At 37.2% G+C, this 26748-nt stretch carries 32 protein-coding genes and 1 pseudogene; 29 read left to right on the forward strand and 4 right to left on the reverse strand.

What is annotated here, in order from left to right; translation table 11 throughout:
• The first annotated feature begins 7 nt into the window (after positions 1–7).
• Positions 8–310 carry a MazG-like family protein gene (locus tag P0G38_RS05030; RefSeq protein ID WP_275854188.1) on the forward strand — a complete coding sequence of 101 codons (303 nt, stop codon included), beginning with the start codon at positions 8–10 and terminating at the stop codon, positions 308–310.
• 61 nt (positions 311–371) lie between these two features.
• On the opposite strand, the gene P0G38_RS05035 is transcribed toward P0G38_RS05030, so the two are convergent.
• Both P0G38_RS05035 and P0G38_RS05040 read right to left on the reverse strand, forming a co-directional pair.
• A complete protein-coding gene (locus tag P0G38_RS05035) occupies positions 372–557 on the reverse strand; it encodes a DUF6440 family protein (protein ID WP_003126526.1) in 186 nt (61 codons plus the stop codon).
• 180 nt (positions 558–737) lie between these two features.
• On the reverse strand, positions 738–1175 hold the full coding sequence (locus tag P0G38_RS05040; RefSeq protein WP_252704427.1) for a hypothetical protein: 438 nt from the start codon (positions 1173–1175) through the stop codon (positions 738–740).
• A gap of 132 nt (positions 1176–1307) precedes the next feature.
• On the opposite strand from P0G38_RS05040, the gene P0G38_RS05045 reads away from it, so the two are divergent.
• Complete coding sequence (locus P0G38_RS05045; protein ID WP_275854198.1) at positions 1308–1547, forward strand: hypothetical protein; 240 nt, start codon at positions 1308–1310, stop codon at positions 1545–1547.
• Between the two features lie 71 nt (positions 1548–1618).
• Here P0G38_RS05045 and P0G38_RS05050 read toward each other — a convergent pair whose 3' ends face one another.
• The gene (locus P0G38_RS05050) at positions 1619–2092 is read right to left on the reverse strand and encodes a membrane lipoprotein lipid attachment site-containing protein (RefSeq protein WP_275854200.1); all 474 of its coding nucleotides are present in this window, start codon (positions 2090–2092) and stop codon (positions 1619–1621) included.
• A 160-nt stretch (positions 2093–2252) separates the two neighbouring features.
• Here P0G38_RS05050 and P0G38_RS05055 point away from each other — a divergent pair, with 160 nt between their 5' ends.
• The 26 genes and pseudogenes from P0G38_RS05055 to P0G38_RS05180 all read left to right on the forward strand — a co-directional run bounded on the left by P0G38_RS05055 (position 2253) and on the right by P0G38_RS05180 (position 22871).
• On the forward strand, positions 2253–2501 hold the full coding sequence (locus P0G38_RS05055) for a hypothetical protein (protein WP_275854202.1): 249 nt from the start codon (positions 2253–2255) through the stop codon (positions 2499–2501).
• Positions 2502–2813: 312 nt separating this feature from the next.
• Positions 2814–3251 (forward strand): YopX family protein, encoded by a 438-nt coding sequence (locus P0G38_RS05060; protein WP_275854204.1) that lies wholly within the window; start codon positions 2814–2816, stop codon positions 3249–3251.
• Positions 3241–3441, forward strand: a complete 201-nt coding sequence (locus tag P0G38_RS05065) for a hypothetical protein (protein ID WP_275854206.1) — start codon at positions 3241–3243, stop codon at positions 3439–3441. The genes P0G38_RS05060 and P0G38_RS05065 overlap by 11 nt, the downstream gene beginning before the upstream one ends.
• A 164-nt stretch (positions 3442–3605) precedes the next feature.
• A complete protein-coding gene (locus P0G38_RS05070; RefSeq protein ID WP_275855218.1) occupies positions 3606–4094 on the forward strand; it encodes a hypothetical protein in 489 nt (162 codons plus the stop codon).
• Between the two features lie 209 nt (positions 4095–4303).
• A complete protein-coding gene (locus P0G38_RS05075) occupies positions 4304–4651 on the forward strand; it encodes a zinc metalloprotease (RefSeq protein WP_275854208.1) in 348 nt (115 codons plus the stop codon).
• 32 nt (positions 4652–4683) lie between these two features.
• The gene (locus P0G38_RS05080) at positions 4684–5016 is read left to right on the forward strand and encodes an HNH endonuclease (RefSeq protein WP_275854210.1); all 333 of its coding nucleotides are present in this window, start codon (positions 4684–4686) and stop codon (positions 5014–5016) included.
• 153 nt (positions 5017–5169) lie between these two features.
• The gene (locus P0G38_RS05085) at positions 5170–6411 is read left to right on the forward strand and encodes a hypothetical protein (protein ID WP_275854212.1); all 1242 of its coding nucleotides are present in this window, start codon (positions 5170–5172) and stop codon (positions 6409–6411) included.
• The gene (locus P0G38_RS05090; RefSeq protein ID WP_275854214.1) at positions 6404–7165 is read left to right on the forward strand and encodes a hypothetical protein; all 762 of its coding nucleotides are present in this window, start codon (positions 6404–6406) and stop codon (positions 7163–7165) included. Before P0G38_RS05085 ends, P0G38_RS05090 begins: the two co-directional genes overlap by 8 nt.
• Before the next feature lie 59 nt (positions 7166–7224).
• Complete coding sequence (locus P0G38_RS05095; protein ID WP_275854216.1) at positions 7225–8634, forward strand: DEAD/DEAH box helicase family protein; 1410 nt, start codon at positions 7225–7227, stop codon at positions 8632–8634.
• An 80-nt stretch (positions 8635–8714) separates the two neighbouring features.
• Positions 8715–9176 (forward strand): capsid assembly scaffolding protein Gp46 family protein, encoded by a 462-nt coding sequence (locus tag P0G38_RS05100; protein ID WP_275854218.1) that lies wholly within the window; start codon positions 8715–8717, stop codon positions 9174–9176.
• 4 nt (positions 9177–9180) lie between these two features.
• The gene (locus tag P0G38_RS05105) at positions 9181–10077 is read left to right on the forward strand and encodes a phage major capsid protein (RefSeq protein WP_275854220.1); all 897 of its coding nucleotides are present in this window, start codon (positions 9181–9183) and stop codon (positions 10075–10077) included.
• Complete coding sequence (locus P0G38_RS05110) at positions 10077–10406, forward strand: hypothetical protein (RefSeq protein WP_275854222.1); 330 nt, start codon at positions 10077–10079, stop codon at positions 10404–10406. The genes P0G38_RS05105 and P0G38_RS05110 overlap by 1 nt, the downstream gene beginning before the upstream one ends.
• Before the next feature lie 5 nt (positions 10407–10411).
• Positions 10412–10855 (forward strand): phage Gp19/Gp15/Gp42 family protein, encoded by a 444-nt coding sequence (locus P0G38_RS05115; RefSeq protein ID WP_275854224.1) that lies wholly within the window; start codon positions 10412–10414, stop codon positions 10853–10855.
• Positions 10797–11135 (forward strand): hypothetical protein, encoded by a 339-nt coding sequence (locus P0G38_RS05120; protein ID WP_275854226.1) that lies wholly within the window; start codon positions 10797–10799, stop codon positions 11133–11135. The genes P0G38_RS05115 and P0G38_RS05120 overlap by 59 nt, the downstream gene beginning before the upstream one ends.
• The gene (locus P0G38_RS05125; RefSeq protein WP_275854228.1) at positions 11128–11364 is read left to right on the forward strand and encodes a hypothetical protein; all 237 of its coding nucleotides are present in this window, start codon (positions 11128–11130) and stop codon (positions 11362–11364) included. Before P0G38_RS05120 ends, P0G38_RS05125 begins: the two co-directional genes overlap by 8 nt.
• Positions 11365–11700 (forward strand): hypothetical protein, encoded by a 336-nt coding sequence (locus P0G38_RS05130; RefSeq protein ID WP_275854230.1) that lies wholly within the window; start codon positions 11365–11367, stop codon positions 11698–11700.
• Positions 11701–11712: 12 nt separating this feature from the next.
• A complete protein-coding gene (locus tag P0G38_RS05135) occupies positions 11713–11955 on the forward strand; it encodes a DUF6275 family protein (RefSeq protein WP_275854232.1) in 243 nt (80 codons plus the stop codon).
• Between the two features lie 26 nt (positions 11956–11981).
• Positions 11982–12563, forward strand: a complete 582-nt coding sequence (locus P0G38_RS05140; RefSeq protein WP_154694546.1) for a phage tail tube protein — start codon at positions 11982–11984, stop codon at positions 12561–12563.
• On the forward strand, positions 12560–12823 hold the full coding sequence (locus P0G38_RS05145) for a hypothetical protein (RefSeq protein WP_154694545.1): 264 nt from the start codon (positions 12560–12562) through the stop codon (positions 12821–12823). The genes P0G38_RS05140 and P0G38_RS05145 overlap by 4 nt, the downstream gene beginning before the upstream one ends.
• An 11-nt stretch (positions 12824–12834) precedes the next feature.
• Entirely contained in the window at positions 12835–13218 is a 384-nt protein-coding gene (locus P0G38_RS05150) for a DUF5361 domain-containing protein (RefSeq protein WP_275854235.1), read from the forward strand.
• Positions 13218–15587, forward strand: a complete 2370-nt coding sequence (locus P0G38_RS05155; RefSeq protein ID WP_275854237.1) for a phage tail protein — start codon at positions 13218–13220, stop codon at positions 15585–15587. The genes P0G38_RS05150 and P0G38_RS05155 overlap by 1 nt, the downstream gene beginning before the upstream one ends.
• 3 nt (positions 15588–15590) lie before the next feature.
• A complete protein-coding gene (locus tag P0G38_RS05160) occupies positions 15591–17096 on the forward strand; it encodes a distal tail protein Dit (protein WP_275854239.1) in 1506 nt (501 codons plus the stop codon).
• Between the two features lies 1 nt (position 17097).
• A complete protein-coding gene (locus P0G38_RS05165) occupies positions 17098–21228 on the forward strand; it encodes a phage tail protein (RefSeq protein ID WP_275854241.1) in 4131 nt (1376 codons plus the stop codon).
• A 13-nt stretch (positions 21229–21241) separates the two neighbouring features.
• Entirely contained in the window at positions 21242–21445 is a 204-nt protein-coding gene (locus tag P0G38_RS05170) for a hypothetical protein (protein ID WP_086295606.1), read from the forward strand.
• A 110-nt stretch (positions 21446–21555) separates the two neighbouring features.
• Positions 21556–21924 (forward strand): annotated as a pseudogene (locus P0G38_RS05175) (phage holin family protein); the annotation flags it as partial.
• A 167-nt stretch (positions 21925–22091) separates the two neighbouring features.
• Positions 22092–22871: a peptidoglycan recognition protein family protein gene (locus tag P0G38_RS05180; protein ID WP_275854247.1), complete on the forward strand. Its 780-nt coding sequence runs from the start codon at positions 22092–22094 to the stop codon at positions 22869–22871.
• A 65-nt stretch (positions 22872–22936) separates the two neighbouring features.
• On the opposite strand, the gene P0G38_RS05185 is transcribed toward P0G38_RS05180, so the two are convergent.
• Complete coding sequence (locus tag P0G38_RS05185) at positions 22937–23932, reverse strand: glycosyltransferase family 2 protein (protein WP_275854250.1); 996 nt, start codon at positions 23930–23932, stop codon at positions 22937–22939.
• Positions 23933–24352: 420 nt separating this feature from the next.
• On the opposite strand from P0G38_RS05185, the gene P0G38_RS05190 reads away from it, so the two are divergent.
• Positions 24353–26446 carry a YfhO family protein gene (locus P0G38_RS05190; RefSeq protein ID WP_275854252.1) on the forward strand — a complete coding sequence of 698 codons (2094 nt, stop codon included), beginning with the start codon at positions 24353–24355 and terminating at the stop codon, positions 26444–26446.
• The last annotated feature ends 302 nt before the right edge of the window (positions 26447–26748 follow it).

The following is a 26748-nucleotide window of genomic DNA, read 5'->3' on the forward strand; positions in this document are numbered from 1 at the left end:
GAAATTCATGAATGAGTTAGTTGAATTAGTAGAACAATGGTCAAAAGAAAAAGGATTGGATAAAGCAGATTCTAGCAAACAAATGTTGAAAGTTGTCGAAGAAACTGGTGAAGTTGCAGCTGCATTAGCAAGAAACGATCGAGATGCACTAAGAGATGGTATTGGCGATGTAGTAGTAACCTTGATCATCTTGGCAATGCAAAATGATATGGACTTGTACGAATGTTTGAATTTTTCTTATGACGAAATCAAAGGACGGACTGGAAAGATGGTCAATGGTGTTTTCGTTAAATCCAGTGACCTGAAATAAGTCCAGAATCGGAAGAAATTACCAACTTGGAAAGAAAAAAGACCAACACAAGTTGATCTAATTAATCCTTATAATGAATACTTCCATCTGGCTCTAGTCTTGGTGTAATTGCGACGCCTTTTCCGTCAGAACCGATAACAATTGTTTGAATATATTGTACCTGTGTCTCGGGATCAGTAATAACAAAGATTTCGTTGGTTCTGCCTTTATAAACTTTTTCAACTTCAAATTCAATATTGTTCGCCATAGAATCACTCCTTTTAAATAAAATACCATAATAAACAAACAAAATAAATAAATACTATAAATGTTTGCAGATATGAAAATTTAATAACGACAGATACTACTAACTTTAGGAAAAGAAAAATGAAACGGGTATTGTTAATTACGTGTTCTCAAAAAAAAGGTGCAAATGCACCCGTCAAAGTCATTGATAGATTTCCCCAGTTGAATCAGCATCATACACTTCTCCATCTGGAGTAACACGATAGAATCCTAATGTGCCAGTACCTCCGTTTGCAATGGCGGCTTCACTTTGTGCTTTGAATAGATAGTCACTGCCTATCATTTCCCAAAATGTTAGTCTTGTGTCTGCGGAAAATCCGTATTTTTGTTTAATAGCTTCTTTTGCATCCTCTTCATTTGAAATAAGGGATACTTGTCTTGATGAAGACATTGTATGATTTGAGCTGCTTGTTGAAGAACTTGTAACTGTTGTAGAAGATTTTGTAATTGAGGATCTCACGTAGCTACTAGAAGAATCTTTATAACTTTCATGCATTGAAGAATTTTTGGTATCGTTATTATTTGCCGAGCATCCGGAAAGAAATCCAATAGCAATAAGGTATAGAAAAATTTTTTTCATAATATATCTCCTTTTATTTTATAAACGAATTATAGCACAGAATAATTATTGAATATGTATTTTTATGGGATGAACTGCTTTTTTGAATAGTCAGTTATCCACCAAAATAACCAATAGAAGGATGACGTAGCAGTGCTTAACAAAGACAATATTATGGACATTATCCAGTCACATAAAGATGAAATTAGCGACATTTCTAATGAATTAATTAAGGCAAAAGTGTTGGGGATTAATATTCCAGTGCTTACTAAGATAGCTGAAAACAGATTGGCGTATTTGTACGACAACAAACACCGTTACGAAATTCAAGCGAAAGCTTGGGGATTGATTGGGGTAAATGGTGAACAGGTATCTAGTGAGTATAATGTATGAACGGCAATCCGACGAAATAAAAAAAACTAGTTCGAAAACTAGTTTAAGTTTCATAAGGATTATTTACAACGTTATTGATCATCTACAACTTTTTTCAAAGCGTTCATAATAATTGTTTCATCTGATGGATTATTCATTACTAATTCAGTTGCTTTGGCATTAGCAGCAGCAAAAGGAGTTTGTAAAGATTGTTTTACTTTTGGGTCAGTGACAGAGTCTAAATAATCTTTCTCTTTTTGCCAAGCATCTTTAATTTGTTGATAGTATTCATCTTCTTTATTTGTCATAGGGACTGAAGTTTCTTGATTGCTAGAGTTTTCAATAAAACTACTTTCTAGAGTGTTATCTTGTGATTCCGATGTAGATTGATATTTATCGAGAGAATCTTCAGTAGTATTTTCGTGTGATTCTATTGCAGAAGAAACCATTGTTGTCGAAGATGTTTGTAAAGTATCAGACGAATCGGAAGCAGTGCTGACGGACGTTTTGTTAGAACATCCAGATAGTACCAGAACACAGCCTAAAATAAAAAATGACTTTTTCATAAGTTTATTCTCCTCATATAAAAGCTTTTATGTTGTATTAAGGATAGCATAATGAAATAACTTGGTAAATAATTAGCGCTAGAAACGGTAAATGAAGTGAATTGTCATTTCATTAAACACAGTAAAGAATAGTCAGCGATAGCAAACAGGAGGGATAAACATGGAGAGGGCCTTTGGTTGTAGTCAAATGAGATTCAACTACATTACTGATTATGCTAACAGTATTGCAGAAAGTGCAGTACAGATGGAAATGGCATGGCAAAACAGGAAAAATTTTAGAGATGATGTTGATTTGGAAGAATGGTTAAAAGGACAAGCAGAAGACATTGAAAGAAAAGTTAGTGAGTTATCTACTTACCTTAGACCTTTAGATGCTTTCTATGAAAAACAGGAGGGATCAGATTGTTAGGATTATTCAAGAAAAAAATTGAGTAAGTAGAAGTCGAAAGAAATAATTTTGATACATATAACAAGGCCATATTAGGAGGAAACTTACGCATAACATTGGGATATTGCCGCTTATACGAGTATTCAGGTCTAGTGATAACCATTTACGTACTCATCAGTACGTCTCACGAAGACACCGCTGATTTTTGGCGAAAAAGTCTTGAAAGTCAAGGGCTGGAACAGTGCGATAACAAAAATTGTCTCAAAAAAGTTATGCATTTAAAAGAATTTGATGAATTCGTTACTAAAACATTTAATGAACAGGAGGGATAAGATGGTACCAAAATTTAGAGGTAAAAGAAAAGACAATGGAGAGTGGGTTGTAGGAGTTCCGATTCCAGATAGCTTTTGCAACGTGGTCCACATGATTCCTATTCTTTTGACAGACAAAGTAGCCTATCCGCCAGAAAGACTACATGAATATTTAATTGAAATACTGCCTGAAACGCTTGGGCAATCCACTGGTTTGAAAGACAAGAACGGCGTGGAGATTTTCGAGGGAGATGTTATCGGCTCTCAGAACAAAGATAGATCAAATTGGTATGTCAGCCATCATAAAATTGTTTGGCATGACACTGGATTTGTTGGCAAACAAATTTGCTCAAGTTCATTTATTGGTCTTGAACATTGGACTAGAGGAGAAAATGGGTATGTGGTTATCGGAAATATCTATGAGAACCCAGAACTATTGGAGCAAGCCGATGAAAGTTAATCATTATACGGTACTAGCTGTTGTATCAATACTGCTGACGATCGCTGGCTTGAGTTGGCTATCCTATACAATTGTGGACCAACAGGAACAAATTGAGCAGTTACAAGAACAGCTGCAGCATGAGCAGATGAAGTACAAGATTATTATCAATGATCCGCTAGTACGAGATGCGATGGAAAGTGGAGGATGATTATGACAGTTGCAGTTTTAGGGTTTACAGGATTCGTAATGATAATGGTCGTTGCAGTTATTGTTGGAAAGAAAATGGACGATAGAGAAGGAAAATAAAAAAGCCACTACCTTTTGGGGAAGTGACCTGTGACAAGACTATTTTACCATAAAGGGGTGGCGTTTGTGAGGTTTCAATGGCTTAAAAATTATCAAGATTTAGAAGAGCAGATCCTCTTCATGAAATGGAATCTTAACAAAAGTAAGTTGGAATTGGAACGGTGGGTCAGTGGTGATTTAGCAAACGTCCGACTTGAAAAAAACTCAAGGTCAGCTTCTTTAGAAGAGAATATTCAAGTAATTGAAGAAGAGATTGAATTACTAGAAGAACAACTAAATGAAATGGTTCTATTGATAAAATCGTTTAAGGGATTAGACAATCAAATAATGTATTTGAAATATGTTGAAGGGATGACTTTAGAAAAAATCGCCGAAGATCTTAACTACAGTACATCTTATATTCAAAAGAAACATACTGAATTAAGAAAAGCAATTGATTTTGTCGATGAGTATATTTTAAACAAAAATAAGTTGAAGATGAAGATATCATTGCAAGATCATCGAGAAAAGTTGCACAAAAGTTGCACTACTAATTCTAGTTTTAAACTTGATTAATATGGAATATATTAATAGCGTAGAAGAAACGAGAGATGGTCTATGGCTACTCACATAATCATAAACCGAATGGAGGAAAGCTCCTTATCGCAAAACTTCTTTGAATAAATAGAAAGACAGCACATTATTTTGAAACGAGGTGAATCACTTCAAATCAAAATTCGCTAGTGCTGTCTTTTTATATTTACTTAAATTAAAGGAGGAAATGTATGAAAGAGTTTAGCAAAGTGAATGTACTAGGAACACAGTACACAATTTACAAAGATACAACAGAACTCGATAGACCTTTCATAAGTGGAGCTGATGGGATCACTGACTTCACAACTAAAGAAATATTCATTGCTACCCTTGATGATGGTGATCCTAATAACATGCAGGCTATGGAGCATTATGAAAAGAGAACCATAAGACATGAGCTTATTCATGCAATCTTATTTGAATCGGGTTTGGATCACAACAGCAAATGGGGAAGAGATGAAGAGTTAATAGATTGGATTGCACTTCAATTCCCTAAGTTGTTAGCTGCATTTAAAGCTTTAAACATTGAATCGTTTTAGTACCCCACCTCCTAAAGAAAGGACCCTATACAATGGCGTTAAGAGCAGACAGACAAGGACCTCATCGGGTAGCCTTTGAGAAGAACAAAAGGATATTGCTTAAAACTCACAACACGTGTGGCATTTGTGGTAAGCCTATTGATAAAACACTAAAGGCACCACATCCTTTGAGTCCAGTAGTGGATCACATTGTACCAATCAATAAAGGTGGTCATCCATCGAGCATCGAAAACTTGCAACTGGCTCATTGGACATGCAACCGACAGAAGTCTGACAAGTTATATTCAATCAAAGATGAGGCACCGAAAGTTGTGGGGAACAGAAACCTTCCACAAAGCACTGATTGGGCTTCTTATGGTAGCTAAATAGTTTGTACTTAATCAATCATTCGAAAATGTTTTTAAAATCTGATACACGCAAAGAGAGAGGGGGGATGGGTACCCCTCCGCCTTGGCGGCCGAGCTTCACGCCGTCACTGTACATATTTTCTCGCGCGACATTTTGAAAGGAGCAAAATAATGGAATTTTATGGCATTGATTATTTAAGAAACAAGCTTTCTACGCATAAAATTCGTGTTGATATGCGGTATGAACAATACGATATGAAAAAGAAAGAATCGATTTTCGGCATTACCATTCCACCAGAAATAAGAAAAAGGTATCGGTCAGTTTTAGGATGGTGTGCTAAAGGCGTTGATTCACTTGCGGATCGTTTAGTATTTCGTGAATTTGAACATGATGATTTTGAAGTAAACGAAATTTTTGAAGCAAATAACCCAGATGTCTTTTTTGATAGCTTGGTTTTATCATCATTGATTGCTTCTTGCTCATTCGTTTATATTTCAAAAGGAGAGGGTGATATTCCGCGACTGCAGATTATCGAAGCAAGTAACGCAACAGGGGTAATTGATCCAATCACTGGATTATTAAACGAGGGGTATGCAGTACTTGAAAGAGATAAGGATGGAAATCCTGCAATTGAAGCTTATTTTCTTCCAGGTATTACGTATTACTATTACGCTGATAAAGAAATACCAGACGAACCTATTACACACAGTTTTGACTATCCATTGTTAGTACCGGTGATCCACCGACCAGATGCAGTACGGCCGTTCGGTCGATCTCGAATCACACGATCAGGCATGTATTATCAATCTTACGCTAAGCGTACTTTGGAACGTGCGGATGTCACGGCAGAATTTTATTCTTTTCCACAAAAATATGTGTTGGGTACAGATCAAGATTCAGAACCGTTGGATACCTGGAAAGCAACAATTTCGGCGATGCTTGAATTTACTAAAGGTGAAGACGGTGGCAGCCCTACAGTGGGTCAATTTACGACTTCTAGCATGGCACCATTTACAGAACAACTGAAAACGGCGGCTGCTGGATTCGCTGGTGAGACAGGGCTTACATTGGATGATTTAGGATTTGTTTCGGATAATCCGTCATCGGTTGAAGCGATTCGAGCTAGTCATGAAAATTTAAGACTGGCAGGACGTAAAGCACAACGATCGTTAGGATCTGGAATATTGAATGTAGCATTTATTGCAGCGTGTTTGCGCGATGAATATCCTTATTTTAGATATCAGTTTGCAAAAACAATTACGAAATGGGAACCACTATTTGAAGCTGATGCCAATACACTCACGTTGATCGGTGATGGTGCAATCAAATTGAATCAAGCTATTCCTGGCTATATCAACAGTGAAACAATCAGAGATTTAACAGGAATCAAAGGCGGCGATGTCAATGGATAATGATATTGTTCCTGCATTGTTAGAAAAAATAAATAATGAATTTAAAGAGCAGACAATCAGCAGTAAAAAGTTGAAGTCTACTATTTCTTTGCTAAAAAACAACAAGGTAACGTATAAAAATGTAAATGAATTTGCTATTGAAATCGGGGAGATACTAGCAAATGTATTGGGTAATCATATCAGTGTTGATATCCTACCTGATGGGAAAATGTATTTTAATATCGCGGATCGATTGCTCAACGAGACTTTGAAAAATAATTATGATTTAATCTCAAATTTTTCTGTGGATGTTCAAGAGTTATTAAACAAAGAAGCGTCAATAAAAATTCGAGGTCAGAAGCCTGATTTTAATCAAGACAGGGTAAATGGCCTTGTAAACAAGATATCTACAGAAGATGATTTCGACTCTGTTAAATGGGTATTAGGAGAACCAATTGTGAATTTTAGCCAAAGTGTCGTTGACGATGTCATCAAAGCGAATGTCGATTTTCATGCAAAGTCAGGTCTTAGACCAAGAATCAACAGAACCCTTGTTGGGCATGCATGCGACTGGTGTAGAAAATTAGCTGGATCATTTGATTATTACGATTTACCAGATGATATTTACAGAAGGCACGAAAGATGTAAATGCATAGTCGAATACAAACCGGGCGATGGGCGAAAACAAAATGTCTGGTCAAAAACTTGGACTGATCCGCAAAAGCAACAAAAAATCCAAAACAGGAAAAATCTTAATTTGAGAAAGGATGCGTGATCCAATATCTCCCAGCGACAGGGTTATCATGCATGATCGAGATTGAAAGGGGATAGTTTATGGCTACTAAAGTAAAATTTGGTAATCAACATCCTACTCAATCGGTAATTCTTCCATATGATAGATCTGTATCTCAAAGAGCGGTTGAACGATACCAAAGAACCGGACGCAACTGTTACGATTGGCAAATCGATATGCTTGAACCTCTTTTGGCCATTGATGAAGATGATTTGTGGGTTCACCAAAAGTTTGGTTTCTCAATTCCACGGCGAAACGGTAAAACTGAAGTTATTTACATCGTTGAATTAGATGCGCTTGAAGAAGGATTAAGCATATTGCATACTGCTCACAGGATCAGTACGTCTCACGCTTCGTATGAACAAGTAAAAAAACTGCTTGAAGATTCGGGATATATTGAGGGCGAAGACTTCAATTCAATCAAAGCCAAAGGCCAAGAACGATTGGAGTTGTATGCGACTGGCGGCGTGATCCAGTTTAGAACAAGAACATCTAGCGGTGGTCTTGGTGAAGGATTTGATCTGCTTGTAATCGATGAAGCCCAAGAATATACCACTGAACAAGAATCAGCGTTGAAGTATACCGTAACCGATAGCAAAAACCCAATGACGATCATGTGTGGTACGCCACCAACTCCTGTATCTAGTGGTACTGTTTTTACAAGTTATCGCGACAAAACGTTGTTTGGTAAATCGAAGTATTCTGGTTGGTCCGAATGGTCAGTTGAGGATATGAAAGATATCCATGATGTCGAGGCTTGGTACAATTCCAATCCTTCATTAGGTTATCATTTGACGGAAAGAAAGATTGAAGCGGAACTTGGTGATGACAAACTCGATCACAACGTGCAGCGTTTAGGGTACTGGCCTAAGTACAATCAAAAATCTGCTATTTCTGCTAGTGATTGGTCAAGATTGAAAGTAGTAGCTTTGCCTGTATTGAAAGGACCTCTGTATGTTGGTATCAAGTATGGGAATGATGGTCAGAATGTTGCAATGAGTATTGCGGTTAAAACTTTATCCGGAAAAATATTCGTTGAAACAATTGATTGTGTGTCTGTAAGAAATGGCAATCAATGGATCATTAATTTCTTGAGAAAAGCTAACGTAAATTCAGTGGTTATAGATGGTGCCGGTGGCCAAAATATCCTAACCAAAGAAATGGAAGATTTTAAACTCAAGGATCCAGTGCTTCCTAAAGTATCCGAGATCATTACCGCCAATTCGTTGTGGGAACAGGGAATATTCCAACAAACCATTTGCCACAAAGATCAACCGTCACTAAGTTCGGTAGTTACGAACAGTGAGAAGCGTAATATCGGAAGCAATGGTGGATTTGGTTATAAATCGCAATTTGATGATAGAGATATCTGTTTAATGGATAGTGCGCTATTAGCGCATTGGGCTTGCAGTATTAATAAGCCCAAGAAAAAACAACAAAAAAGGTATTAGGCGACTATTTAACGGTAGTCGTTTTTTAATACGTAAAATTACCGAACTGCCGGGCAAGCAGGAGAAAGGAAGTTTGTATTATGACATTCAAGGCAATCGAAACACAAGAGGAACTGGACCGTATTATCCAGGAGAGATTGAATCGTGAAAAGGGGAAATTTGCTGATTACGATGAGATCAAGACACGTAACGCTGCGTTAGAAACAGAAGTAGATGCATTGAAATCAACCATCGAGGAAACAAGCAATGCCGCTAAGACTCATGAGCAAACAATAGCTGATCTAAATAAACAAATTGCTGAGAAAGAAACAGTGAATTTGCGTACTAGAATTGCATTGCAAAACGGATTGCCTATTGATTTGGCGGATCGTTTAATCGGTACTGATGAAGAAAGCATCAAAGCAGATGCAGAACGGTTAGCAGGTTTCGTAAGCAAGAAACAAACGCCTCCACCTTTGAAAAATACTGAAAAGAATTTGGATGAAGGTAAAGATGGCGCATATAAAAATCTAATTGAAAATCTTAATTTAGAAGGAGAATAATATTATGCCAACATTATCAAAAGGAAGTTTATTTGATCCAGAATTAGTTTCAGACCTTATCAACAAAGTGAAAGGGAAAAGCTCGCTGGTTACTTTATCTCAACAAAAACCAATTCCGTTTAACGGTCAAAAAGAATTCACTTTCACTATGGATTCTGAAATCGATATCGTTGCTGAAAATGGTAAGAAAACACACGGTGGAATTTCTATTGCGCCTTTGACTATCGTACCAATCAAAGTCGAATATGGTGCTCGTATTTCTGATGAATTCTTGTATGCTTCAGAAGCAGAACAAATTGATATTGTAAAAGCGTTCAATGATGGCTATGCTCGTAAGCTTGCTCGTGGGTTAGATTTGATGGCGTTCCACGGAGTTAATCCACGTACTGGCGCAGCATCAGCGATTATCGGTACAAATCATTTTGATGGAAAAGTAACTCAGACAGTTGATTTTAATGAAGCTGATCCAGATGTCAACATTGAAACAGCTGCTTCACTAATCCAAGGATCGGAAGGCGTAATCTCTGGAATGGCAATGGATCCGCAATTTTCATCCGCTTTAGCAGCATATAAAGTTAACGGAGTTAAACAGTTTCCGGAGCTTGCTTGGGGTGCGAATCCTGGGGCTGTTCGCGGAATTCCAACAGATATCAACCGTACAGTTTCTAACGGCGGGGATGACTTAGTTGTAATTGGAGATTTCGCTTCCATGTTCCAATGGGGATATGCGAAAGAAATCCCATTGGAAGTTATCAAATATGGCGATCCAGACAACAGTGGCCAAGACTTGAAGGGTTACAACCAAGTGTACTTGCGATCTGAAACTTATTTAGGTTGGGGAATTATGGATGGCAATAGCTTTGCTCGTGTGATTAAACCAGCAGCAGGAGGCGGACAATAATGCAGTATAAAAACACAAAAACAGGGGTTACTTTTAGTAGCCCTTGTGTTGTTTCTGGTGGCGATTGGATTTTGATTACCGATACACAAAAAAAAGAAAACGCGCCGAAAAAACCGAATGAAGAAGACGTTAAAAAGTCTGCCGATGAAGCTAAAACACCAGCTGCTGATCCAAAAAAACAAGTCGATGAAAAAGAAGAACAAGTGGATGGGTTAGAAGGTATTACCAAAAAGCAAATTATGCAAGAGCTAGATGCTTTTGGAATTGAGTACAATGCTGCTTCTAAAAAAGCCGAATTGTATGAATTGATGATGTCGCAAGGGAAGTGATCTTAATGACAGCTTTTGCAACTATTGAAGATCTAACAAGTCTCTGGCGTGTGCTTAAGCCGGAAGAATTCACACGAGCTACTGAATTGTTGAATATTGTTTCTGATTCTCTCCGGATGGAAGCCGATAAGGTGGGGAAAGATTTAGATAACATGATCAGCGTTAAGCCTGATTACTTTTTGAACGTTGTTAAATCAGTAACAGTTGACGTTGTAGCTAGAACGCTTATGACATCAACGGACCAGGAGCCGATGACCCAATATGCAGAAGGAGCATTGGGTTATTCCATTTCTGGATCGTATCTTGTGCCGGGTGGCGGTTTATTTATTAAGAATAGCGAATTAAGCCGCCTTGGATTAAGACGACAGCGGATGGGAGTGATTGAACCATATGGCACTTTTGAAGGGCATAACCATTCAGTTAGTGGGTTTGGAGAAGACGGGTTCTGATCCTTTTGGAAATCCAATCTATGAAGAAACAGATATCGATGTAGAAAATGTTTTGGTCAGTCCGACTTCTACTGATGATATTGTAAATCAGCTTACTTTGACGGGTAAAAAAGCGGTATATATGTTAGCTATTCCCAAAGGAGATACTAATGATTGGGAAGACAAGGAAGTAAAATTCTTCGGCAAACGCTGGAGAACCTTTGGTTTTCCTATCGAGGGAATCGAAGATTTAATTCCACTTGATTGGAATAAGAAAGTGATGGTGGAACGCTATGGCTAACATGAAATTCAAATTAAATCGTAGTGGGGTTGCTAGTTTGATGAAATCAACAGCAATGCAAGGTGTCCTAGAAGAAAAAGCAACTGCAATTCGTAATCGTGCAGGGGAAGGCTACAAACAGGATACGTTTGTCGGAAAGACCAGGGCGAATGCGATGGTTTATGCTGATACATATCAAGCGAAAAAGGACAACCTGAAAAATAATACGTTGCTCAAGGCGGTGCGGTAAATGATTGAGATTGTGATCAAAGAATTTCTTGATAGTCATTTGTCTGTTCCGTCTTTTTTAGAAAAGCAAGGGAAGATGCCAAAAAGCTACGTTCTTTTTGAAAAGACTGGTAGTGGTGAAAATAATCATATTTCTTCTTCAACGTATGCATTTCAAAGCTATGCACCTTCATTGTATGAAGCAGCTGTGTTAAACGCTGAATTGAAAGAAGTTTTAAAAGAAATAATCATACTGAATGACATCAGCAGGATCAAGCTGAACAGTGATTATAACTACACAGATACCACAACAAAAGAGTACCGATATCAAGCGGTATTTGATATCACTCATTACTAGGAGGAATAAGAAATGGACCGCAAATTTAATGAAGTTTCAAGAAATGCTATTGCAAAAAAACTAGGTTGCACGCCGGAACAAGTTTATTGCGTCTGGCAGTGTAAAACATTGCAAAATATTAAGGGCTTGTTTTCAAGTGACGTTGAAGCAGCAAAAGGAAAATATTATGAATCTACATACAATGGAGACAAGGAAGAATTGTATGTAGATAGTTATACAAAAGACAGCAACGAATTAATCAAAGTGACTTTATAAGAAAATAGTTATTGGGAGGAATAAAAATGTCAGATGCAAAAAATGTATCAACTGCAAAACCTAAGGTAGGTGGGGCCATTTATTCGGCACCATTGGGAACTACATTGCCAAAAAATGCAACAACTGAATTAAATGCTGCATTCAAAAGCTTGGGATATATTTCAGAAGATGGTATGACAAACTCAAACACACCTTCTTCTGAAAATATTAAAGCCTGGGGTGGGGATACTGTTGCAAGTCCTCAAACAGAGAAAGAAGATACCTTTACTTACACTTTGATTGAAGCGTTAAATGCTGAGGTCTTGAAGGAAGTATATGGATCTACAAACGTAACAGGCACAATTGATACTGGAATTGAAATTAAAGCGAACGCAAAAGAACTTGAAGAACACGTCTTAGTTGCAGACATGATTCTAAAAGGCGGTATTCTTAAAAGAATTGTTATCCCAAACGGAAAAGTAACAGAAATCGGAGAAATTAGTTACACTGATGCTGATGCAGTAGGTTATGAAACAACTATTACTGCTATTCCGTCTGATGACGAAGGAAATACTCACTTCGAATACATTCAGAAACCAACAGCTAGCACGGGAGGTTCAGGACAATGATTAAAGGGGAAACAAAGTCAGGATTCAAATATTCTATCGAAGAAAAACGATTAGACAATTATGAACTCTTAGAAGTTATTGGTGAAATTGATGAAAATCCTGTGGTTGCGCCGAAAGCTTTAAATCTTCTCTTAGGAAAAGAACAGGCGGCAGCTTTGAAAGAACACGTTCGAGATGAAGATGGAATTGTTCCTGCTGCTAAAATGGTTGAAGAACTTGGAAATATTTTTCAAAATCAAGATCAAACAAAAAACTCCTAATCCTCGCCGGAATGATCAATATCGATGAAAGTTCATTGATATGCGATCTAGCCGAAACCTATAAAATATATGACTACAAACAGCTGCCAGCTTCTAAGGTAGCTGTTTTTTCATGTGGACTTAGAGATGAATCTAGAATAAAGCAAAAGCTTAGTGGGCAAAAAATTCCGTTGAATACTCTTTTATTAGCGGGAATAAACGATAACTTAAGGCTTTTGGTTTGGGCAAAAACAAAAGATGGCCAAAAAGGAAAAAACCAGCCTGAATCGATTCTTTCTAAATTAGTCGGAAATAACATGAACGAAAGAGAGGAAGTTGTATTTGATTCTGGTGAGGATTTTACTCGTATGAGAAAACAACTGATTGGAGATTCAACGAATAGGGGTGAAGAATAATGGCAACAGAATTAGGACAAGCTTTTGTACAAATCATGCCCTCTGCCAAGGGAATTAGTGGATCCATAACAAAACAATTGTCTGGTGAAGCTGATGCAGCAGGAACAAGTGCTGGAAATTTAATTGGCGGTAAGCTAGTTACGGCGATTGGTGGAATTATTGCAGCGGCTAAAATTGGCGAACTTATAACTAAAGGCATTTCTGCTTCTTTGTCAGAGGGTGCCGCATTGCAACAGTCATTAGGAGGGATTGAGACTCTTTTCAAGGGCAGTGCTGATAAGGTAAAGCAGTACGCCAATGAAGCATATAAAACGGCTGGATTATCGGCGAACGATTATATGGAGAATGTTACTAGTTTCAGTGCAAGTTTGTTGCAATCTATGGGCGGAGATACTGAAAAGGCTGCCGATAAAGCGAACATGGCAATGGTTGATATGTCCGACAATGCTAATAAAATGGGCACAAATATGGGTGATATTCAAAATGCCTATCAGGGATTTGCGAAACAAAACTATACTATGCTTGACAACTTAAAACTTGGTTACGGCGGAACTAAAACAGAAATGGAAAGACTTTTAGCAGATGCTACAAAATTAACCGGTGTTAAATATGATATTAACAATTTGAGTGATGTGTACACTGCGATTCATGCTGTTCAAGAAGAATTAGGAATTACTGGAACTACAGCTAAAGAAGCTGCAGAAACATTCAGCGGGTCTTTTACTTCAATGAAATCAGCGTTTTCTAATGTGCTTGGAAATCTTTCATTGGGACGTGATATAGTTCCTTCTCTTCAAGCATTAGCACAAACCACTTCAACGTTTTTATTCGACAACTTCATTCCAATGGTCGGTAATATATTGAAAGGTCTGCCGGTAGTGTTTTCTACACTATTTCAAGAAGCTGGTCCAAGGTTTCTCGAAGGTGGAGAAGCATTGTTGTCACAGTTAGGAATTGGGATCGATGGAGGTTTATCAACGTTGTTAGGAAACGTTCGAAGCGCAATCGATCCAATAATTCAAGCATTTAAAACAGCCTTTGGTCAACTTCCACAGCTATTTCAAACAGTGGTATCTACACTTACGCCAATAATTAACACAATTGCTACTTCCTTTACTAAGCTTGATTTTAGTGGGCTTCAAGCAGTAATCTCTGCAATCATTCCTGCTATAACGAATGCTTTCAGCACAATGATGACAATTGTTAGTCCTGCTATTGATATGGTCGTCAATTCTTTTGTAAAAATGTGGAATGCAGCTCAGCCTATCGTCACTGTGTTGGCTAGTGCGCTGATGCCTGTTTTACAAGTTGTAGGTGCATTTTTAGGAGGAGTTTTCAAAGGAATTCTAATGGGTGTTTCTGCGACATTCGACATGATCACAAGTGCAATCGGATTTTTAACGCCAGTTATTACGTGGCTAGTTGAAGCGTTCAAAGCCTGTGTACCGGCATTAACAACTGTTGCCGAATGGGTTGGAACTGTCATTGGGTACTTTACAAATTTAGGCAGTGCTGGGGGATCATTAAGTTCTATTCTTAGTAGTGCATGGTCAAATATAAAAAGTGCTATCTCTATAGCAGGAAGTTTGATATCAGGTGCAATTAGCGGCATTCGTGTCGTATTTAGTGGCTTAGGAAGTGCTGGGAGTGTATTAAGTGGAGTTATGTCTAGTATATGGGGCGCAATTCGATCAGTAATTTCAGCTGCAGGAAATATCATTAAATCTGTATTATCGACAGTTGGTATTGGATTCAGTGCTATGGGGAACATATTTTCAAGCGTTGGATCAAAAGTAACAGGCATTATTGATAATGTAAAAAATGTTATCAACGGACTGAAAAATATAGATATCAGTGGTGCAGGGTCTGCGATAATGGAAGGCTTTCTAGGAGGTTTAAAAGCTGCTTGGGAAGGAGTAAAGAACTTCGTTGGAGGAATTGCAGATTGGATCAAAGAACACAAAGGACCGATTTCTTATGACCGAAAATTGTTAGTACCAGCTGGTAAAGCAATAATGGGAGGGTTTAACGAGTCATTAAAAGATAAATTTAAAGATGTACAGGCAACAGTAAAAGGTATGGCAGCAAGTATTTCTAGTAGTTTTATTGCTGATGAAATAGATGCATTTTCTAATAAAACACTTCAAATGGATGTATCTAAAACTATATCTGATGGAAACTATACCGCTAAAAGAGTTATTGCTGATGGCGCACTCGCTCAAAAGAAAAATGAACCTATGTATATCACTATAGAGGGTACAGTGTTATTAGATGGTCAAAAGACTGGAACTATCTTAGCACCAATGGTAAAAATTGAAAATGATCGTATAGAAATTATGGAAAACAAAGTTTATAGAAATAGGGGGTAAGTTATGAAAATACCGGTGTTCTTTGGTGAGGTTGACTTATCTTCTTTTATAGACGAGATTACCTCATTAGACAGAGGGATTGGACCTTCAACCACAATTGAATCAAAATCTTTTGGTGAGGCTGGTAACGCTTTTGTTTCCAGTACAAACGAGGAAGCCTTAATCAAGATGTCCTTTTTTATAAAAAGTAATGTGATAGAGAAGAGAAGAGGATTAGCGGGTGTTTTGAATACTAAAGTACCTCGGAAATTAGTATTTGGTGATGAACCGAATCTCTTTTATTATGCTATACCTCAAGGTGATAAAAGTTTTGATGATAAAAAAACTTATGGAACAGGAACTATAACTTTTCAAATTACTGATGGAGTTGCTCATAATAATTCACTGGATAGTGTAGTCGCGAAAGTTGATTCCAATGGAATTCTTGCGATGGATATTGATTATAAAGGAACAGATAAAACCCCGCTAACACTTACGATCCATAATAATGCCGAAACTGGATTTTTAGGTGCTATTGGCATGCATGGTGATGAAAATACCTTTCTAACACAACTTGGTTATGTTGATGAAGCAGATGGCGAGATCCGAGAAAAAGCGCAGATCATTATCGGAAAGGATGGCGGCGTATTTAGCAATTGGACGGATGCGACGACATTTTATGAGAACCAAGAGAAGGCGATTGTTGCCAAGATGCCGGTAACGACTGCGTATGGTGGATGGATGGGTGGTATCCCAGCGGATGCCAAGAAATCAGGTACAAAAAAATGGTATGGAACAGCCAAGGAACTGATTCTTCCAAATCCAATTGAAAGTGCGTACTTGTGGGGAAGGGCATGGTTTGAAACAGGAAAAATGGGGCAAACTGGTCAATGGACATTAGCCTATGTTGACGAGAATAATCTATTTGTGGCAGGGATGGCAATTTCCAAAAGAGACAAGAACGGAAATAGTGCTACTGTGTATTTTCTGATTAATGAAGGAGCCGGCACAAAGATTTATAAAAGTATCCCACTGACTCCATCTTATTGGTTGCCTCCAAACCCGTATGGATCGCAAGCAAGAAATGACAATCGAAATATGTTTGATCTGAGAAAAGAAGGCGAGAAAATCACGTTTTTCTGGAATGGCGGCTATCATTCTGTCAATGTTCCCTTCTTAAAAGGAAAAAAAGTGAAACGAGTCCAGTTCTATACTGGTCAATATGCAGATCGTACACCACAACAAGCTGTTCCTAATATGGGACTTAGGGATGTGTTGGTTGCAGATTTGAAATCACAGTATTGGCAAGATCTTCCCAATCGCTTTTCAGCTGGATCAGATGTGATTATCACCAAAGAAAATGGCATGAACATGATCTATCGGGACGGAATCCAAACACTTGAAGATTTTATCACGGGAAGTAATTTTCCATATCTTGTACCTGGCAAAAATCATATTGAATTCCCTTATTCTCCATTTACTACCGTTCCGCCTAAAATAACTGGGACGTATGAAAAGAGGTTTGTTTAGAATGGAACGACCATTAATCGCAATCTTAGATAATAAAGACCAATTACTCTGTGTGACTGATGAATATGAAGGTGGGAATTTACATACCTATTTGTTAGGTACTGCTGCATTCTTTCGATGTTCCATCTTACAAAAATCTGCTATGTCACCTTATTTTAAAGTTGGAAACAAGATCTCCTTTATTTATAAAAACACTGCCTATCATTTTGATATTACGGATATGGTTAAAAATGAGAAGTATGTTACCGTACAAGCTGACAGCCTGACTTTGGAATTGCGAAATGAAGATGCTTCTGAATATAAAGCCGCAAAAGCGATGACCTTTGAGGAATACCTCAAGGTCTTTTTGTTTGCTGGTGACAATCCATTGGTTATGGGGATCAATGAAGTAGCGGACAAAAAACTGCAATTAGAATGGGAAGGCAGCGAAGATGATCTTCTTGCTCGCTTGTTTAGTTTAGCAACGAGGTTTGATGCAGAGATTGAGTTTGTTACGCAATTGAATCAGCACTGGGGCCTATCTCAAATTGTTTTGAATGTGTACAAAGCGAATGATGATAAAAACCAAGGTGTAGGAAATAATCGACAGGATGTTCTTCTTGAGTGGGGGAACAATGTTGAAACAATCGAAGTGAAAGATAACATTGATAACCTAAAAACTGCCATTAAGCCGATCGGAACAGATGGTTTAACAATAGCGGGTATTGAAATCGATGAACGAGATAAGGATTGCAATCAACTTTTTTACAGTCCTAAAGCTTCCGCGATAATTTATGCTGTTCAAGCAAGAAACATTTTTATGGCAAAAATGAATGGCGAAGGGTATATCAAAAAGAATTGGTCCTATGAAACTAAAAACCAAAACACCTTAGCAGGCCAAGCATTAGCACAGTTGAAAAAACTATCACAGGTGGAAGTTACAGTAACAATAAAGTCGTATGAATATCTTGGAATCGGCGATACAGTCAGGGCTTTGAATACAGAGTATCAGCCGGCGTTGAATTTATCTGTTCGAGTAAGTGAACAAGATATTTATTTTGATGAGCCGAATAGAAACCAAACAAAATTTACTAATGCTCAGATTCTACAATCAGAAGTGGATACTACTCTACTTGCTCGTGTTCAAGCATTGATAGAAGCAAATAAAGTCTTTACGTATGAAATCATCACTAGTGATGGGGTGACTTTTAAGAATGGATTCGGCAGTACCACATTAACTGCTCGTGTTAGAGATGGTATCAAGGATGTAACAGATACCTTTAGTCTGAAATGGTATAAAGATGGCACTTTGTTTTCAAATACCAAGACAGTGACAATCAATGCTGCAGATATCGAAGAAAAGGCAGTCTTTCGTTTTGAAGTAGCAGACGATTCGGGGAATGTGCGTGGTGGCGCTGAGGTGACAGTTACCAATATCGATGATGGTAAGAAAGGAGAACCAGGCGAAACATACTACCCACATCGTGGATATTTGATGGCAGACGGTACCTTTACCAAGGTTTATCCGAATGAGAATTTGTTTAGAAATTCGGAATCACCTAATGCTATTGCTTATGCTGGAGCGACCTCAACTAAGACTGCCAACTTATCAGTTCCAGAATGGAATGCCGCGACAGCTGTAAAATATGCAATCAGTGGTGGTACTTCGACTATAGCCTGTACGATGCCAGCTGGAAGTATGACCACTGCTGGGGTAAAAGAGAATTACGATATTTCTATTTATATTAAGAATACAGGTACAATAGATTTTAATATAGGTGGTAATATCACTACTTCAACAAGAATTGAAGCAGGTGAAGCTAAATGGGTTACTTTCTTAGCTAAAGACTACTCGCACCCTACTGGGGCAGCTAGGCAATTTTCCATTACAAGATTGTCAGTAGGAGCTGCTATTGAATTTATTGTATGGAGAGCTAAGTTTGCATATGGAACCTACAACTCTATTTGGACCCCAAGACCAGATGAAGACTACGAAAATGCCTATCCAAAATACGAAGGATTCTATTCAGATACGAATCAAGTTGGGTCTGATAATCCTGACGATTACAAACCATGGATACCATTCATGGGACCGCAAGGAAAAGACGGCTATACACCGGTAAAAAATGTTGATTATTTTGACGGACAACCCGGTCAAAATGGGAAGAGTGCTTATCTATGGATAAGATACTCTCAGAATGCCGATGGATCAGGAATGACTACAGATCCGGCAAATGCTAAATATACTGGTTATGCTACAACGGAAACGAACGTTGCACCTACCAGTCCAAGCGTTTATAAGTGGCAACAAACGAAAGGCGATCCTGGTATTGGTATTCCCGGAGAACCAGGACCAGACGGAAAGACGTCATATCTGCATATCAAATATTCGAATGATGGCGGATTGACTTTTACGGGAAATGGCGGAGAAGACGGTGGGGATTATATTGGGCAGTATGTTGATTTTACGGAAGCAGATAGTAAAAAGCCAAGTGATTATACGTGGTCATTGACGAAAGGTTCCAAAGGGGACAAAGGTGATCCTGCACCACTCATTTCTTTGTCAGGAACAACACAAGCGATCACAGTTGATAAAGATGGAAAGATCACTCCAGCTTCTAGTTTTTCTGTGACCGGAACTGCAGTGAATACCGCTATATTAAATTGGACGTATAGTCTAAACGGTGGTAATTTTGGTTCAGCTGTTCCTACAGGAGTTACTCGAGCAGGCAACACTGTTACGATCGATCCTACAAAAGCTGTATTTGATACATTCACCATCAAGGCGGCTGATGCGACTGTGAGCGATGTATTCACTATTTCTAGAATCAAAGACGGTGGAGAAGGACCTCCTGGATCAGATGCTTATACTGTGTTTCTGACGAACGAATCCTACACCTTTGCTGGATCAACAACTGCAGCATTGGCTGGATCAACAACAACAGAAGTGATCGTATATAAAGGCATCAATAAAATTACGCCTACTAGCATTACTGTAGGAACTAAGCCGACAGGACTCTCCTCTAGTGTGAGTGGATCAATAATCACATTAACAGCTACAACTGCATTAGTATCAAAAAGCGGTACCGTGCCAATCACAATCACAGCTGATGGAAAAACATTTACGAAGCAGTTTTCTTACGCTCTATCTTTACAAGGGGCAACAGGGAACCCCGGCAAAGGGGTTACTGCAGAGGAAATCAGCTATGCTATTTCTCAAGATGGAACAACTCCGCCAACGTCTGGATGGTCAGGGACAAGACCCACACCTAAAGCGGGCTGGTATATGTGGACAAGAACAAGGTTCAAATATACGGATAATACCTACAGTGCTTATTTCTATCTTGTCGCTCAACAAGGGAAAGATGCGATTGTTATCTCTGATACAGCACCTGCCAATCCAACAAAAGGAACTTTATGGCAAGACAGCAGCGTCACTCCTCAAATCATTAAAGTGTTTAACGGAACTGTTTGGAGTATGTGGGGGATGCCTATTGATAACTTGCTTGCTACCAACATTCTTTCTGAGAATGGGGTGTTCAAAAGGTTAGAAGGAGCAGAGATTGTAAATATATTTTCCTATACAGATTCTGGTGTAACTTATACTGGAACTACTACTATGAAAGATGGGAATGTGACTATTGCACGAACCGGTTCGGACGGGTCAACATGGACGACCACAATGGATCGTGTCCAAGGATTTGTTGATACCTACAAAGCTAGTTCTTCTGCACCGGCTAGAACAACACAGTTAGGACAAGGGAAGTTATACATGGTTGAAAGTGGAGTCGGTGGTTACTTGCCAGCGGCCGCTTTAAATCCGGCACCTTGGGTAAATATTCCATTAGCAAGTGGATTTGTCACAATAGAAGGGGCCACTCCTCAATATCGGAGAATTAGACTTATAGATGGTAGTTATGAAGTCCAGTTGAGAGGTCGTGTGGGACCGTCCAGTGGGAATTTCGATTTAACCGGACGAAGAATCGGGTCGATTCCTTATGCTGCTTCAATGCTTGAACTTTTTTTATGTGGGGCAAATTCTGGTCGATCTGGTCGTATACAAGTAGAATTAAATGGTGATTTGATGGTAGCTTCCGCAGACAGTGGTGTGACTTATATCTCACTATCAGGGATTAGATTTGTTAGTATATAGGGGAGGTGAAACGATGAATATTGCAAGTATTACATTTAATTATGACGCGCAAAAACAAGTAAAGGGATATACTGTTTATGTCGACGGAAAGGTAGGAGATGTACAGTCTTTTTCTGGTCAAGTGAATATTGGTAAAGATGAATTGGATCTATCTTTCATTCTGAATCTAGTTCAGGAAAAAATCGGAGAAACATTTACGAAAGAGCAACCAGAATAGGTTGCTCTTTTAATTTATTGGAAAGTAGGTGTATGTTCAGTTGGGGGAAAACAGAATGAAAGAGTTTTTGGAACGCGGACTTTGTTTAAATAATAGAAAAGGTGGTAAATATGGTGATTATTGATAATGGAGTGTTACTAAATGAATTTCGAGGGTTGTTGACAAATGGTTATGTTCAGCTGTTCTTGTGGGTAGTGGTAGGAGATATCGTGACAGGACTTTGCAAAGGGGTATTTATCAAAGACGCTAATAGTACAAAAGGATTACTTGGCATTGTTAAGCATATGCTAGTTGTGTGCTTAGTGATCATTGCTTATCCGTACCTAAAGATTATGAATCTCGAGACGTTTGCGACCGCATTCGTCTTTTTCTATATCGCAGTTTATGGAATCTCAATTATTGAAAATCTTGGACAACTGGGGATTCCAATTCCAAACTGGGTAAAAGAAAGACTAACTAAATTACAAGATAGTACTGAAAATCCAAAACCTAAAGTAACAGAAATCAAAATCGATTATGGTGATGGTCAATCTGAAACCCAAGCTCTGGATAGTGAAAATGTTCCAGAATATGGCGATGGCCAAGAATTTACAGAAAAGAAGGAGTAGCCGGTCGGCTGCTCCTTTTTTTAGAGAGGATGATTGATATGAGTTTCATCAAATACGAGTATATCAATATTAATGAGTACTCAAGACCAGGTATCAGGAATAACGGTATTGATGGTATCGTCATGCATTACACCGCCAACAATGGTGGTACGGCACGAAACCACAAGAACTATTTTAATAATCTAAAAGGAACCTATGCTTCTGCTCAACTGTTTATAGATGATATTGAAGCACTCTGTATCATTCCCTTAAACGAAGTTGCGTATCACGCCAACGAAATCAGCAAATACAATGCAGATGGTTCACGCTATCGTCCACTGTATTCTAAGATAGGCAACGCCAACTATTCAACGATCGGTGTTGAAATGTGCTTAGACAAGAATGGAAACATTACGGAAAAGACATTCCAAAATGCTGTGAAGGTAGTCAAAGAATTGATCGCCATTTATCCTCATATTACGAGAGAGAAGATTTGGCGCCACTTTGACGTAACAGGCAAAAACTGTCCAGCTCCTTGGGTGGCAAAACCAAGTGAATTCGAACGATTCAAGAACGCAGTTTTCAGCAATACAAGCAACAGCACACAAGCGAACACACCACAAATTCAAACAAAGAAAGTAGGAGAAACCATGTTGCTATTTAGAAATCAAAATGATCCGAAAGTTTACTTTTTGACAGGAAACAAATTTACTCACGTGAAATCAGAAGGCGATTTGAAAAAAATCCAAACGATGATGGAAAAAGCAGGATACGACACTTGGATTCACACAGATCCAGTTCAAGTTGCGTATCTTCGCAAAGTAGCAACAGAAGCATAAAAAAAAGCCCACTCTTTTATTTTGAGTGGGCATTTTTTTTATTATTAGGAAAAGAAAGTTTTCAATTAAATTGCTTGTTTTGATTTGCAGCCGATAGTTCCTTTACAATAAAACTTAGAAAAAAGAGGAATTAGATGCGATTTTTCGAGTGATCGAAAAGCGAAAACTATTAACCTGTTTTTTATTCCCTCTCCTTTTAGTTCATTAGATAAAGGGTTGAGTGTACTATCAAATTTCCTGTCAGAAATCCATTTTTTAATTCGTTTATGTTCAATTAGAAAATCATTTCTATGAGCCTGTCTTCCTGAGAACAGAAGGAACCAAACATAATAACGCTTAATAAAGTATTTTAAGTAGGCATCTGATTGGCCATGTGCAGCTTCAATTAACTTATCTAATAAGAAAAGAATATCAATATCTTTATTAAAACCTTTTTGACTAGTATTTGAGATACTGTTGCCATTAAAATACCAATTATATCCGATATAATCAATTGACACTATTTTTTTGGTGTTGCTGAATACTTTTAAATTAAAGTAAACATCTTCACCAATTGGATAATCTAAGAATAAGATATTGTTGTCTATCAAAATCTGGCGATTATAAATTTTTGCCCACGGCGCAAGAATAACATATTTTCCCCAATCACAATCCCGTGGAAAATCAGAAAACATGATTTTGCTTTTGTTCACACGCTTATAACCACCGATTACCAAATCAGCATCGTTCTTGATACAATTATCAATAAATGTCTGAATGTAATCCTTCTCAATATAATCGTCGTTATCTATAAACATTATGAATTTCCCGGTCGCTTCTTTTATTCCAAGATTTCTAGTTTTAGATACACCTTCATTGATTTTTGTAATAACTTTTATTCTTGAATCTTCCATTTCTTTTTCTTTTAGGATCTCTAAGCTGTTGTCAGTTGACCCATCGTTAATTAACAGTAACTCAAAGTTTCTAAACGTATTTGCAGTTATTGAATCAATGCATCGAGTCAAATGTTCTGCAGCATTATAAATAGGGACAACAATTGTGAGTGCGGTTACGGTCGACATTTTTTCACCTTTTATCTGAAATAAGTTTCTTTGAATAAAAAATAGCACTCAGGGTAAAAAAATACAACTTACAGAATTGTCACATAACGATCAGGCAAAAGGTGAGTTAATTTAATTGATTTTAGAATTGCTCATGCAAAGAGTGGATTTTTTTGTCAACAAAAATAGCCCGCTTCGGCGGGCTTGTACATAGAATCATAAAAAATAAGGAGCAGATTGATGTGACTGTTAAAGAATTAAAAGCATTGTGGAACATGCTACTCACATTCTTACTGCAATTGAAACATGCTCTCATACTTTAAATGAGTATGAGGGTTTTTTATATTTTTAGTTTAATAATAGAATTGAACTGTGTTAATTTTACTGATATTATGTGTTAGGGAATATTCATGTACCAATATGATAAAAGGAGTACTACTATTGAAAAAAATTAACAAGTCACGTATGAGGTATCATGATATTATTGTGTATACAATTTTGTTTGTTATGATAATTCTTATAGGATACTATCCTCTGTGGAGTCAAAACTTATCTTTAGTTTGGAATATAGATGGTTTAGGACAGTATTATCCAGCTTTCATCTATACTGGAAAATACCTCCAAGAAATATTTTTAGGGATTTTTAATGGACAATTAAAGTTTCCAAGTTTTGATCTTGCAATTGGTATGGGAGAAGACATAATTGGTTCCTTAAACTACTATGGTTTTGGTGATCCATTAAACATATTTGCGATTTTAGTAAATGATAGAAATGCCCCATATTTATTTTCTTTTATGATTGTATTTAGGATGTGGTTGTCAGGTTTATCACTTATAAAGTATCTATCGAACTTTAATCTTGATAAAGTAGCTGTTAATATAAGTGCTTTGGCTTATGTATTTTGTGGCTTTTCCGTAATGGGTGGAACAAGGTACGTTGAGTGGTTGTCCGTATTAATTTTTTCTCCGATGATTTTGTTAGGTGTTGAAAAGATTATTTATAATAAAAAGTTTACTCTTTTTATTGTATCGGTAATGTACGCTGCCCTATGCGGATTTTATTTTTTATTCATGATTTCAGTTGTTCTAGCTTTTTACCTCCCTATAAGACTTTTGTTTCAGAAAAAGAGTTTTAGAATAATGATTTTAGAAATAGTAAAATCTATTTTTGCTTATACTGTTGGTATACTTTTAGCGGCACCATTTTTCTTTCCAACTCTTCAAAGTTATTTTTTAAGTGAAAGAAAAAGCGAGCCAATTCAAAATATAGTTTTTAATTCAAATAACTATATTCCTAATGTTTCAATAAAATTTGATAAATTAATTAGTCTACAAGCAGTAGAACCACCAAATTTTTTGTCCGGAATTATCATACTGGAATTATTGGCAGTTGTATTATTGTTGTTTTTACCTAACAATAGAAGAAAATTACAATGTTTGATTTTCTTTGTAATTACTTTTGTCGCTTATTCATTACCAATTACTGGGTATCTATTTAATGGTTTTGGTCAGACAAATGATAGGTGGGTATTTATTGTTCATTTATTATTGTCAGGAATTTTAGCATATGTATTGACCGAATACAGAAAGATTTTGGAGAAAGAGTTTGCTCAACATAAAAGTAAGGGCAAAAAAATAAATATTATTTTTTCTCTAACAGGATTGATGGTATTTGTGAATATTATTATCAATTTATGGGGTGTCTATAGTAGCTACGGTTATGACTGGACAAAAGAATTTATTGCATATGAAAATTCTGAAGTTTATACCAACTCACCCGTAAACTTTTCAACTAAAGTACAAAAAGATTCTGAGTTGTATAGAGTATCAAATGATATTCTTACGGGTATAAATGGACGACCTGAAAATGTAGCAATGATTAACGATTACTATGGATTGTCTTATTGGTTTAGCGTTATTAATAATCGTTCGCAAGAAATTGTTGATCAATATAGTCAATCATCATTAAAGTGGCGCTCCTATGGTTTTGCCAGCCATAATACGATGAATACATTAAGCGGCGTCAAGTACTATTTTTCAAAAGAACCTCTAGTTGATCCTACAGGGTACCAACTTATCGAAAATGTTTCTTTTAATAACCAGAACTGGTTTGTTTATAAAAATGTAAACTTTCAGAGCATTGCGTTTGTTTTAAGTGAGGGAGAACAGGGAAGATTTGCAATAAACAATCCAGAAGACAGGGAATTACTCATCAAATCAAGAAATGACGCAGATGGAAAAGTGGAAGATATAGTTTATAGTGGAAACACATTTGAAATAAAAGCATCTGCTTCTTTAGGAGAAAAACTTTTGCTATTAGTTCCATATCATGAAAACTGGAATGCTTATGTAAATGGTAAAAAAGTTGATCCCAGAATTGGACCTATGAATTACATGTATGTGATCTTAGATAATGGAGAAAATAGTGTGCGATTTGTTTATTCAAACCCATTTATCAAATTAGGTTTGATATCGTCAATTATAGCTTTGGTCATGTGTATTATATTTTATATTTATTTTAAAAGAAGTTTCTAAAAAACTAACGTATAAATTTCTATGAAATTAATAATAGAGACGTTTAATTCATCTATAAATCGTAAAGTAGATAATGAAGAAAAATAAAATAGTCCGCTACGCGGGCGTTTGCATAAATCCTATTCATTTTACTTGCAGTAACTAAGTTTATCCTATAGATTAGTAGGTGCGTGCAATACTATACGAGGAGTATTAGGCGGTAATGCTTGGGGAAGTGTACCTATATGCTCCTCGATTTCTATATTTTATCATGATTATTATTTAATAGATATTCTTGTTTAGAATATCGTCTAAAATACTTT

This window comes from Enterococcus casseliflavus, from assembly GCF_029215545.1.
GTDB lineage: Bacteria > Bacillota > Bacilli > Lactobacillales > Enterococcaceae > Enterococcus_D > Enterococcus_D casseliflavus.

Coding starts and splice junctions, on each gene's coding strand:
- P0G38_RS05155 (WP_275854237.1), top strand. CDS start 13,218: ATGGCAACAGAATTAGGACAAGCTTTTGTACAAATCATGCCCTCTGCC.
- P0G38_RS05180 (WP_275854247.1), top strand. CDS start 22,092: ATGAGTTTCATCAAATACGAGTATATCAATATTAATGAGTACTCAAGA.
- P0G38_RS05105 (WP_275854220.1), top strand. CDS start 9,181: ATGCCAACATTATCAAAAGGAAGTTTATTTGATCCAGAATTAGTTTCA.
- P0G38_RS05090 (WP_275854214.1), top strand. CDS start 6,404: ATGGATAATGATATTGTTCCTGCATTGTTAGAAAAAATAAATAATGAA.
- P0G38_RS05030 (WP_275854188.1), top strand. CDS start 8: ATGAATGAGTTAGTTGAATTAGTAGAACAATGGTCAAAAGAAAAAGGA.
- P0G38_RS05055 (WP_275854202.1), top strand. CDS start 2,253: ATGGAGAGGGCCTTTGGTTGTAGTCAAATGAGATTCAACTACATTACT.
- P0G38_RS05170 (WP_086295606.1), top strand. CDS start 21,242: ATGAATATTGCAAGTATTACATTTAATTATGACGCGCAAAAACAAGTA.
- P0G38_RS05080 (WP_275854210.1), top strand. CDS start 4,684: ATGGCGTTAAGAGCAGACAGACAAGGACCTCATCGGGTAGCCTTTGAG.
- P0G38_RS05120 (WP_275854226.1), top strand. CDS start 10,797: ATGGCACTTTTGAAGGGCATAACCATTCAGTTAGTGGGTTTGGAGAAG.
- P0G38_RS05075 (WP_275854208.1), top strand. CDS start 4,304: ATGAAAGAGTTTAGCAAAGTGAATGTACTAGGAACACAGTACACAATT.
- P0G38_RS05050 (WP_275854200.1), bottom strand. CDS start 2,092: ATGAAAAAGTCATTTTTTATTTTAGGCTGTGTTCTGGTACTATCTGGA.
- P0G38_RS05150 (WP_275854235.1), top strand. CDS start 12,835: ATGATCAATATCGATGAAAGTTCATTGATATGCGATCTAGCCGAAACC.
- P0G38_RS05060 (WP_275854204.1), top strand. CDS start 2,814: ATGGTACCAAAATTTAGAGGTAAAAGAAAAGACAATGGAGAGTGGGTT.
- P0G38_RS05110 (WP_275854222.1), top strand. CDS start 10,077: ATGCAGTATAAAAACACAAAAACAGGGGTTACTTTTAGTAGCCCTTGT.
- P0G38_RS05065 (WP_275854206.1), top strand. CDS start 3,241: ATGAAAGTTAATCATTATACGGTACTAGCTGTTGTATCAATACTGCTG.
- P0G38_RS05125 (WP_275854228.1), top strand. CDS start 11,128: ATGGCTAACATGAAATTCAAATTAAATCGTAGTGGGGTTGCTAGTTTG.
- P0G38_RS05095 (WP_275854216.1), top strand. CDS start 7,225: ATGGCTACTAAAGTAAAATTTGGTAATCAACATCCTACTCAATCGGTA.
- P0G38_RS05165 (WP_275854241.1), top strand. CDS start 17,098: ATGGAACGACCATTAATCGCAATCTTAGATAATAAAGACCAATTACTC.
- P0G38_RS05035 (WP_003126526.1), bottom strand. CDS start 557: ATGGCGAACAATATTGAATTTGAAGTTGAAAAAGTTTATAAAGGCAGA.
- P0G38_RS05145 (WP_154694545.1), top strand. CDS start 12,560: ATGATTAAAGGGGAAACAAAGTCAGGATTCAAATATTCTATCGAAGAA.
- P0G38_RS05160 (WP_275854239.1), top strand. CDS start 15,591: ATGAAAATACCGGTGTTCTTTGGTGAGGTTGACTTATCTTCTTTTATA.
- P0G38_RS05140 (WP_154694546.1), top strand. CDS start 11,982: ATGTCAGATGCAAAAAATGTATCAACTGCAAAACCTAAGGTAGGTGGG.
- P0G38_RS05130 (WP_275854230.1), top strand. CDS start 11,365: ATGATTGAGATTGTGATCAAAGAATTTCTTGATAGTCATTTGTCTGTT.
- P0G38_RS05085 (WP_275854212.1), top strand. CDS start 5,170: ATGGAATTTTATGGCATTGATTATTTAAGAAACAAGCTTTCTACGCAT.
- P0G38_RS05185 (WP_275854250.1), bottom strand. CDS start 23,932: ATGTCGACCGTAACCGCACTCACAATTGTTGTCCCTATTTATAATGCT.
- P0G38_RS05040 (WP_252704427.1), bottom strand. CDS start 1,175: ATGAAAAAAATTTTTCTATACCTTATTGCTATTGGATTTCTTTCCGGA.
- P0G38_RS05115 (WP_275854224.1), top strand. CDS start 10,412: ATGACAGCTTTTGCAACTATTGAAGATCTAACAAGTCTCTGGCGTGTG.
- P0G38_RS05100 (WP_275854218.1), top strand. CDS start 8,715: ATGACATTCAAGGCAATCGAAACACAAGAGGAACTGGACCGTATTATC.
- P0G38_RS05135 (WP_275854232.1), top strand. CDS start 11,713: ATGGACCGCAAATTTAATGAAGTTTCAAGAAATGCTATTGCAAAAAAA.